Origin of the sequence: Desertihabitans aurantiacus (assembly GCF_003344635.1) — a bacterium.
Taxonomy (GTDB): Bacteria; Actinomycetota; Actinomycetes; order Propionibacteriales; family Propionibacteriaceae; genus Desertihabitans; species Desertihabitans aurantiacus.
Window position 1 is genome coordinate 1 of sequence record NZ_QPKK01000168.1, and the last position, 8,973, is coordinate 8,973.

Here is an 8,973-nt window from a genome sequence, read left to right on the forward strand (position 1 = left end):
CCAGACGTCGGCGACGGCCCCGCGCCGCTGCGCCTCACGGGTCGCCTCGGCGGCGACCCGCGCCGCCGTGGCGAACCGGTGCTGGGCGAGTGCCCGCTCCACCTCGTGGCGGGCGGCGGCGCCGGCCGCGACCTCGGCGGTCGGCGCGGGCATCACGCCGTCACGCAGCTCCTCGGGACTGACACCGAGGCGGCCGGCGAAGAAGTCGATGACATCGTCGGTGAGGGGACGTCGGCCCGTCTCCAGGTGGGAGACGTAGCTCGCGGAGAAGCGTCCGCCGCCGAGCTCGTGCTGGGAGAGCCGCCGGCCCTCGCGCAGCCGACGGAGCCGGGCGCCGCGCCCGTTGCCGACCTGGTCGGCCACCACTGCACCTGCCACGGCTGCTCCTCACCTACCGTGCCGCGTCCTTGCAATCTCCGACAGTGCCGACCAGTCTTTCCGCGAGGTCTTGACGACTGCGACTGCGAGTCAACAGCGCGCAGCGCCGTAGGTCAAGACGCGCGGCCAACCGGTCCGGTCGGGTCATCCGACGCCGCGGTCGCGCATCCGAGTCGCACCCGGGGAGCGTGCCGGGTGGTCTGGTGATCTCGGGCGGCAGCTCGCGCAGGCGGCTGACGGGGACCGGCACCATCCGCCTCGACCCGAAGGAACGCCTCTCATGACCATCTCCACCAAGAAGACCGCCGCCGTCTCCCTCGCCGCCGCCGCCCTGCTGATCGGCGCCGGTGCCTCCGGTTCCGCCGCCGAGCTCGCCGACCGCGGCATCTGGTACTCCAGCGGCACCTCGCAGGGCTCTGGTGTCGAGTCCGCCGACCGGGGCATCTGGTACTCCGCCCCCCGCACCGTCGAGTCGGCCGACCGCGGCATCTGGTACTGACCGGCCCGAGCGGGACGGGACCTCACGCGGCGACCCCGCGACCGGCAGGAGGCGGCGGACCGACGGGTCCGTCACCTCCTGCCGGGCGGTCGTCGGGTTCAGCCCTGCCCGCCCTCGCGCAACCGCTCGATGTGCTCCGACGCCTGCGCCTTGGTCAGGTCGGCCGGCAGCTCCTCACCGGCCCGCTTGGCCAGGGTGTCGAGGTAGCTGCGCTGGGCCTCGGTCATCGGGTCGTCGCCGCTGACCCAGTCCTGCGGGTCGCGCTCCAGCGACTCGTCCTGACCGGGGCTGGAGGCGCCGATGGTCTCCCCGCCGGTGGGGGTGCTCTGCTCGTCCTGCGGCTGTTCGCTCATGCCCCCACCGTAGGTCGGGCCTCCGACGACCTCGCCGACGACGGGCCGCGCAACGGCTCAGCGGCGTTCGCCGGCGTCGTCGGCCCGCTCCTGGCGGCTCTGGGCCGGCAGGTGCGCGACCTGCTCGGGGGAGGGCACGTCGAGGTCGGGACGCCGCTCGTCGGCCAGCGTGTGCGCCTGGCGCAGCAGCTCCATCAGCCCGTTCTCGTCGCGGATCCACTGGCGGCGCTTCGTCGGCAGCCGGCTGATCGACTCCTCCTCGCGCAGCAGGGCGCGGAAGACCCGCTCCCGCTCGTCGGCGTCGGTGGTGTAGTCGAGGTCGATGTAGGCCTTGGCGTGCCGGCGCGCGTTGGCGATGTCGGTCTGGACCCGTCCGCGCGGGCTGAGCAGCGAGGCCACCACCGTCACCAGGAGCACGCCGAGGATGACGGCGAGGGAGAGCCCGGTGGAGACCTCGAACACGTCGACCGGCTCGCCGCCGTTGATGAACGGCACGTTGTTCTCGTGCAGCGCGTGCAGCACCAGCTTGACGCCGATGAACGCCAGGATCACCGCCAGCCCGAACTTGAGGTAGATGAGGCGGTCGAGCAGGCCGTCGATGAGGAAGTACAGCTGACGCAGACCCAGCAGCGAGAAGGCGGTGGCGGTGAAGACCAGGAAGATCTCCTGGGTGAGGCCGAAGATCGCCGGGATGGAGTCGAGGGCGAAGAGGATGTCGGTGCCGCCGATCGCCACCATCACCAGCAGCATCGGGGTCAGCACGCGGCGCCCGTCGACGGTGGTGACGAGCTTGTCGCCGTCGTACTCCTCGCTGGTCTTGAGGAAGCGCCGGGCCAGCCGGACCACGACGTTGTCGGCCTCGTCGGTGTCGGAGCTCTCCGGCTTGAGCAGGTTGCCGGCGGTGATCAGCAGGATGAGGCCGAACAGGTAGAACACCCAGGCGAAGGTGTTGATCAGCGCGGCGCCGAGGAAGATGAAGCCGGTGCGGGCGATCAGGGAGAAGACGATGCCGAACAGCAGCACCTTCTGCTGGTCCTCCCGCGGCACCCTGAAGCTGCTGATGATCACGAGGAAGACGAACAGGTTGTCCACCGACAACGCCTTCTCGGTGACGTAGCCGGCGAAGTACTCCTGTCCGAAGCGGGACCCGCCGAAGAGGAGGACGGCGACGCCGAAGAGCAGTGCGATCCCGACGTAGAGGGCCGACCAGACCGCGGCCTCGCGCAGGGTCGGCACGTGCGCCTTGCGGACGTGGAAGATGAAGTCGAAGAGCAGCAGCCCCACGATGAAGACGATCGTGAGCACCCACACCAGCGGACTGACGTCCATCGTGTACCTCCCGGTCGAACCCGGGCTGGCGCGGGGCCAGCCACCCTCGGCGCGGGGACGCGGCATCGGCCGGGACACAAGGTGCCGTCCCCGGCGCCGAGTCTAGGAGGAGGCTCCGAACGCCCGGCGCCCGAGGCGGTGCGGCGGGGGAGGCGGGTCAGCCGGCGCGGTGCTCGACGTGCGGGACGGTGGGCCGGCGGGGGACGTTGATGCCGTAGGTACCGCGGTTGGTTCGCTCGAGCGAGGCGGCGATGGCGGCGGCCCGCTCCCGGGTCGTCTCGCCCTCGGCGCGGCGCTGCACCTCGGCCTCCACGGTGCCGAGCATCCGGCGCAGGACGTCGGCGGGCGCCGGTTCGGCGGTGGCGTCGGCGAGCCAGTCCGGCAGCGGTGCGTCGGCGTCGTGCTCGCTCACCCGCGTCTCCCGTCCGTCGCCGTCGCTGATGGTCCCCGGCCTCCCGGATCCGCGCCTGTGACGGCCGACGGGCTCCGGTGGTTCCCCCAGGGTACGTGCCGGCCGGTCCGCGGCCACCGCCGTCGGGCCCTCACCGCTCGATCAGCCCCCTCGAGCGGACCACGTCGAGGGTGCGGGTGGTGCCGCGGTCGAGCGGGACGTCGGGGTTGCCCTCGAGCAGCCAGTCGAAGAAGGCCGAGTGCCCGCGCCGGACCCGCGAGGCCGGGACGAAGACCGTCCGCCCGCCGACGTCGAGCCGGAAGTCCGGGCCCTGGCCGCTGAGCCGCTGCCGGACCCCGGTGACCTCCTCGGCCCGCACCCGCTGCACCGCCGACCAGCGCCGCACGGTGAGCACGCCGCCGTCCACCGCCATCCGGGCCCGGGTGCGCAGCCAGACCAGCAGCAGGTAGCCGGCGAGCAGCAGCAGCACCAGCGCGACCACGGCCGGCCAGCCGGGGGCGCCGCCGCGCGCCAGCAGACCCGACAGCACCACCGCCGCCACGCTGGCCACGACCACGTGCGGCTGCCAGCGCTGGTTGCTCTCCAGCTCGCCGGGCCAGCGCTCCTGGTCGCTCACGTCCGGCCCTCCTCGGAGGCGCGCAGGGGGGCCAGCAGCGGCGCCAGCCTGGCCCGGCCGCGGAAGCAGCGGCTCTTCACGGTGCCGGGAGCGCAGCCCAGGATGGTGGCGGCCTCCTCGACGGAGTAGCCCTCCATGTCGACCAGCACCAGGGCGGCTCGCTGGTCGGCGTTGAGCTGGCGCAGCGCCTGCAGCACCGCGACCCGGCGCAGCCCGGCCTCGGTCTCGGCCTCGGGGTCGTCGGTGGCGGTCAGCACCCGCTCGACGTGCTCGGGCAGCGGGTCGGTGCGGCGCACCTGGTTGCGGCGGATCCGGTCCAGGCAGGCGTTGACCACCACCCGGTGCAGCCAGGTGGTGACCGCGGCGTCGCCGCGGAAGGTGTCGGCGCGCCGGAAGGCCGAGACCAGGGCCTCCTGGAGGGCGTCCTCGGCGTCCTGGCGGTTGTGCATGGTGCGCAGCGCGAGCGTCCAGAGCCGGTCGGAGTGGCGGCGCACCAGCTCGGCGAAGGCGGTGTCGTCGCCGGCGACGTGGGCGGCGAGCAGCTCCCGGTCGGTGCGGGTGCCGTCGGTGCCCGACGGGGGGACGCCGCTCACCCGCTCACCCCGACCTCGTAGATGCTGCCGCGGTAGGAGTCGCCGGCGGGCGGGAGCGAGGTGAGGTAGACCAGCACGAAGCGGGTGCTGGTGGTCTCGGCCAGGGCCAGCTCGGTCTGCCCGGTGGCCGACCCGTCCTCGGCGACCACCTCCCAGCTCTCGTCGGAGTCCAGCGGCGCCTCGGCGGTGCTGCGGTCGGTCGGGGCCAGCACCTCCAGGGCGGTCGGCTCCTCGGGCAGCAGGACGCTGACGGCGGTGATGTCGCGGACCTCGCCGAGGTCGAGCACCAGCCCGACCCCGCGCTTGAGCCCACCGAGCTCGGGGTCGCCCCGGTAGTACACGCTCTGCCAGGCCGTCTCGGGGTCGCCGTCGACGGCCAGCGGCGCCTCCTCGTTGTTCTCCTCCCCGGGCGGGTCGCCCTCGGGGTCGAAGACGGTCACCCCCTGCACCTGGACCGGGCCGGGTGGCGGCGCGCTGGTCGGGTCCGGCGCGTCACCGGCGAACCGGGCCTGGCTCTGCACGAACACCGTCACCAGGGCACCGATGAGCGCCAGCACCAGCAGCAGCACGAGGACGGCCAGCCAGCGGCGCTGCCGCGGGGCACCGGTGTGCACCACCCGCACCGAGCCGGGACGCTCCGGGTCGTCGCTGGCCGCGCTGCTGGGGCTGGTGTGGGTGGCGTGGACGATCTCCGGCGGCGTCGGGCCGACGACGGCGTCCGGGTCGTCCGAACCCACCACCGGGACCGGCTGGCGCACCCGTCGCTCGAGGTCGTGGGAGGCGTCGGCGGTGCCGAGCACCCGGGTGAGCGCGGCGCTCACCTCGGCCGCGGTGGTGAGCCGGGGCTCGTGGCCCCGGGGGACGGGGGAGAGGATCTGGTCGCAGATCCGGTCCAGCGCGGGGGAGACGCCGTGCTGGACCTGGCGGGGGGTGAGCAACCGCTCCCCGTGCACCGGCGCGCGCTCCAGCCCGAACCGGTGCCCGCCGGGCCAGCGGCAGACCAGGGCGGCGTACAGCAGCCGTCCGAGGTCCTCGACGTCGCGCGCCTCCCCGTCCTCGGTCCGCACACCGGCCGGCTCGGCGCCGGGGTCGGCGTCGCTGATCGCGGCGTCGAGCAGGAAGCCGGTGATCTTGAGGTTGCCGGCGGGGGTGACGGTGACCGCGTCCGGCCCGAGGTGGCGGTGGTGCAGGCCGAACGCGTGCACGCCGGTCAGGGCGTCCGCGGCCTCGCGCACCAGCCAGGCCGCCTCCAGGGCCGAGAGCGGGCCCTGGGAGAGCAGCACCTCCAGGGTCTGGCCGGAGGCGTACTCGGTGACGATGTAGGAGCCGACTCCGGGGGCGTCGCCCGGCACGGCGTCGAGCACCCGCAGGAAGCGGGAGTCGGTGGCAGCGGCCGAGGCGCGGGCGGCCTCGAGCAGGGCCGGTGAGCGCGGGTCGTCCGGCGGCAGCACCTGCACCAGGACCGAGCGGGAGAGCACCTGGTCGAAGGCGCGCCAGGTGTGGGTGTCGGAGCGTCCGGCCACGATCTCCTGCAGCCGGTAGCGCCGGCCGAGCAGGTCGCCCGCGCGCTGGGTCGAGGCGGAGCCGTCCGGCGGGGTGTCGTCGGCGTCCGGCTCGAGGGCGTCGGGCTGGATCGGGTTCCGGCGGGTGGCGTCGGGGTCGGTGGAGTCGTCGGGCAGGGCGGCGCGGACCGTCGGCGGGAGCGTCGGGGCCGCCGGGGTGGGACGGTCCACCGCGTCGAGCGGGGCGGTGTCGGCGTCGGACGAGGCGGGCGCGGGACGGGCGTCGGCCGGGTCGCGACCCTCCTCCTCCGCGTCGGGCACCTCGTCCTCCGTCCGCCTCGCCGGCTCGTGCCCCCCATCCTCCCGGGTGCCGACCGCGTCGGGATCGCGGGTGCCGGCGTCGGCCTCCGCCGGTGCACCGCCCGACCCGCGGCGCAGCAGCGTGCCGACGATGTCGTCGACCTCGCGCAGGTGCAGCACCCGCGCCATCACCACGTACACCACGACCGCCAGCACGCCGGCCAGCGCCAGCGCCAGCGCGGAGACCAGCCGGCCGTCGCCGACCATCCCGAGGGCCCAGGTCACCAGCCAGGCGACCAGCGCGGCGGGGGCGATGGCGACCACCACCCGGACCAGGTGGCGGACCACCGCGCGCAGGTCGAGCCCGGGCAGCCGGGCCCGTAGCCGCAGCAGCGCCACCACCACGGCCAGCAGGTAGGCCAGCGAGTAGGACAGCGCGAGCGCCGCGGCCACCAGCCGGGGGCTGTCGACCAGCTGCACCAGCAGCACCGCCAGCCCGGCGTTGAGACCGGCCACCAGCGCCTGCAGCAGGAACGGGGTGCGGGTGTCCTCCAGGGAGTAGAAGGCGCGGGTGCACAGGTAGAACAGGGTGAACGGCACCAGCCCGAGGGCGAAGGCGGCCAGCGCCCAACCCACCAGCGGGTAGTCCGCCGCGCCCTCGCCGAAACCGAACGCCAGCCGCGCCACCGGCTGGGCCAGCACCACGAAGGCCACCGCCGCCGGGAGCAGCACGGTGCTCGCCAGCTTCATGGTCCGGGTGGTCTCGCGGGCGACCCCGCGCAGGTCGCCCTGGGCGGCCAGGTCGGAGGCCGAGGTCACCATCGCGGTGGCCAGCGAGACCGTGATCACCGAGTGCGGCAGGATCCAGACCAGGTAGGCGTTCTGGTAGACGAGCAGGCCGCCGCCGGTCTCGCTGGCGGTGGTGGCGGTGCTGGCCAGCCGGTTGACCACCACCAAGGCCAGCTGGGTCATCACCACGAAGCCGAGGGTCCACTTGGCCAGCGAGAACGTCCGGCCCAGCCCGACGCCGCGCAGGTCGAACCGCGGCCGGTAGACGAACCCGGCCCGGCGCAGGAAGGGCAGCAGGACGGCGGCCTGGACGGCGATGCCGAGGGTGGAGCCGATGCCGAGCAGCAGCTCCTGCCCGGTGGTGAAGGCCTGGGAGCGGTCGCCGCCGGTGCCGAAGACCAGCAGGTAGCCGACGAAGATCGCGATCGAGACGAGGTTGTTGACGATCGGCGCCCACATCATCGGGCCGAAGCGGCCGCGGGCGTTGAGCACCTGACCGGCCAGGAAGAAGGCGCCGTAGAAGAAGATCTGCGGCAGGCACAGGTAGGTCAGGGTGAGCATCGAGCGGTACTGCTCCGACAGGGCCGGGTCGCGCCAGCCCGCGTCGGTGTAGATGCGCAGCACCAGCGGCGCCAGCAGGATGACGACCACGGTGACCGCGGCGATGATCGCCAGGAAGGCGGTCATGATCCGGTTGGTGTAGGCCTCGCCCTCGTCCTCGTCGTGGCGGGTGGCCCGGACGATCTGCGGCACCAGCACCGAGTTGAGCGCCCCGCCCGCGAAGAGGATGTACAGGCTGTTGGGGACGGTGTTGGCGAAGGTGAAGATCTCGCCCTGGCGGGTGGCGTTGCCGAGCACGGTGGCGATCAGCACGGCCCGGACGAAGCCGAGCACGCGGGAGACCATCGTCCCCGAGGCCATCAGCGCGCTGGAGGAGATCAGCGACCGGCTCGCGACGTCGGTGCTCATCGGCGGGTCTCCTCCTCGGCGGGCTGCGGCACGTCCCCGCCGCGATCGGCGTCCCCCGGGTCCGTGGTGGCGGCGCGCTGCGAGGCGCGGACCTGCCGCACGCGCAGCACCGTGCCACCGACCAGCACGATGCCCGACGCGATGACGATCACCCAACCGGCGCGCCCGACCTGGGTGGCGCGGATCCGCACCTCCTCCACCTCGCCGAAGGCACGGCCGGAGGGAGTGGCGAGCTGGGCGCGGGCGGTCACCGCCCCGTTCACCCGGGCCCGCGGGGACGCCGTGGTGGTGACGGTCTGCCCCGGCGCCAGCTCGATGCCGGTGACCGCGGGCACGGTGAGGCGCTGGGCGTTCTCGCTGGTGAACAGCACCTGGACGCGGACGGCCCGGTCGAGCCGGTTGGTCACCGTCACCGGGAAGGAGCCGGAGCGCGCCGACATCTCGACGTCGTCGGGCACCGACAGCGCGACCGCGTCGCCGTCGAGCAGGGAGTCGAGGAAGGCCCGCCGGGGGGCGATCCAGCGCTGCCGGCCCGCCCGGTCGGCCGCGCCGGCCCGCCACCAGCTGCTGACGGCGGTGGAGGTGAGCCGGTCGGCGTCCTCGGTGACGGTGGGGTCGACCAGCAGCTCGGCGGCCGCGACGGTGGCGGAGCGGAGCCGGACGGCGTCGGCGAGCACGTCGGGGGCCAGCTGGTCGGCGGCACCGGCGACCGGTCCGGACAGCTGGTCGGTGAGCGGTTCGGCGGGGGTGGTCAGCCACTCCTGCAGCGGGACGCGGCGCTGCCAGTCCGCGCCGGCGTCGGCCTGCTCCTCGGCCCGGGCGCGGTCGGCGGTGTCGACCACCCGCACCACGGCGTCCTCGCCCTGCAGGGCGGCGACCAGGGTGCGGGAGCGCAGGTGCTGCACGACCTGCGGCGGGGTGTCGAGCGGTTCGGGGCCGATCGTCGGGGTGAACGCCGCGGCGTCGACGTCGCCGAGCGCGGCCCCGTCCTCGTGCTCGAGCACCGCAGAGCCGTCCGCACCGGAGACCAGCACCACCGCCGGGTCCATCCGCTCCACCAGCGCCAGGCCGTCGGCGTCCAGGCCGCCGCCGACCGGGATCACCAGCAGCGGCAGCTCCGCGACCCGGCCGAGCGGCTCGGTGGCGGCCAGGGCGTCGGGGCGCTGGGCGGCGACCACCGCGTCGGCGAGGGCGGGGTCGTCGTGCGCGGCGACCGCGAGCAGGTCGGGGGTG

Annotated in this window: 9 protein-coding genes; 1 reads left to right on the forward strand and 8 read right to left on the reverse strand. The window is 74.5% G+C overall.

From position 1 onward, the window contains the following. Positions 1-378: helix-turn-helix domain-containing protein (locus DVA66_RS13380; protein WP_157973991.1), on the reverse strand; the 378-nt coding region annotated here is incomplete at its 3' end. A gap of 280 nt (positions 379-658) precedes the next feature. On the opposite strand from DVA66_RS13380, the gene DVA66_RS13385 reads away from it, so the two are divergent. Next, complete coding sequence (locus DVA66_RS13385; RefSeq protein WP_114560536.1) at positions 659-877, forward strand: hypothetical protein; 219 nt, start codon at positions 659-661, stop codon at positions 875-877. A 98-nt stretch (positions 878-975) separates the two neighbouring features. On the opposite strand, the gene DVA66_RS13390 is transcribed toward DVA66_RS13385, so the two are convergent. The 7 genes from DVA66_RS13390 to DVA66_RS13420 all read right to left on the reverse strand — a co-directional run. Next, the gene (locus DVA66_RS13390; RefSeq protein ID WP_114560537.1) at positions 976-1,230 is read right to left on the reverse strand and encodes a DUF3072 domain-containing protein; all 255 of its coding nucleotides are present in this window, start codon (positions 1,228-1,230) and stop codon (positions 976-978) included. 57 nt (positions 1,231-1,287) lie between these two features. After that, complete coding sequence (locus DVA66_RS13395; protein WP_114560538.1) at positions 1,288-2,559, reverse strand: TerC family protein; 1,272 nt, start codon at positions 2,557-2,559, stop codon at positions 1,288-1,290. A 157-nt stretch (positions 2,560-2,716) separates the two neighbouring features. Continuing rightward, positions 2,717-2,971 (reverse strand): hypothetical protein, encoded by a 255-nt coding sequence (locus DVA66_RS13400; RefSeq protein WP_114560539.1) that lies wholly within the window; start codon positions 2,969-2,971, stop codon positions 2,717-2,719. 130 nt (positions 2,972-3,101) lie between these two features. Further along, positions 3,102-3,587 carry a hypothetical protein gene (locus DVA66_RS13405; RefSeq protein WP_114560540.1) on the reverse strand — a complete coding sequence of 162 codons (486 nt, stop codon included), beginning with the start codon at positions 3,585-3,587 and terminating at the stop codon, positions 3,102-3,104. Further along, positions 3,584-4,180: an RNA polymerase sigma factor SigM gene (sigM, locus tag DVA66_RS13410; RefSeq protein WP_114560541.1), complete on the reverse strand. Its 597-nt coding sequence runs from the start codon at positions 4,178-4,180 to the stop codon at positions 3,584-3,586. The genes DVA66_RS13405 and sigM overlap by 4 nt, the downstream gene beginning before the upstream one ends. Then, positions 4,177-7,740, reverse strand: a complete 3,564-nt coding sequence (gene murJ / locus DVA66_RS13415; protein ID WP_114560542.1) for a murein biosynthesis integral membrane protein MurJ — start codon at positions 7,738-7,740, stop codon at positions 4,177-4,179. The genes sigM and murJ overlap by 4 nt, the downstream gene beginning before the upstream one ends. Next, on the reverse strand, positions 7,737-8,973 hold a 1,237-nt coding region (locus tag DVA66_RS13420), incomplete at its 5' end, for a DUF6049 family protein (protein ID WP_157973992.1). The genes murJ and DVA66_RS13420, both read right to left, overlap by 4 nt.

Coding starts and splice junctions, on each gene's coding strand:
- DVA66_RS13385 (WP_114560536.1), top strand. CDS start 659: ATGACCATCTCCACCAAGAAGACCGCCGCCGTCTCCCTCGCCGCCGCC.
- DVA66_RS13390 (WP_114560537.1), bottom strand. CDS start 1,230: ATGAGCGAACAGCCGCAGGACGAGCAGAGCACCCCCACCGGCGGGGAG.
- DVA66_RS13395 (WP_114560538.1), bottom strand. CDS start 2,559: ATGGACGTCAGTCCGCTGGTGTGGGTGCTCACGATCGTCTTCATCGTG.
- murJ (WP_114560542.1), bottom strand. CDS start 7,740: ATGAGCACCGACGTCGCGAGCCGGTCGCTGATCTCCTCCAGCGCGCTG.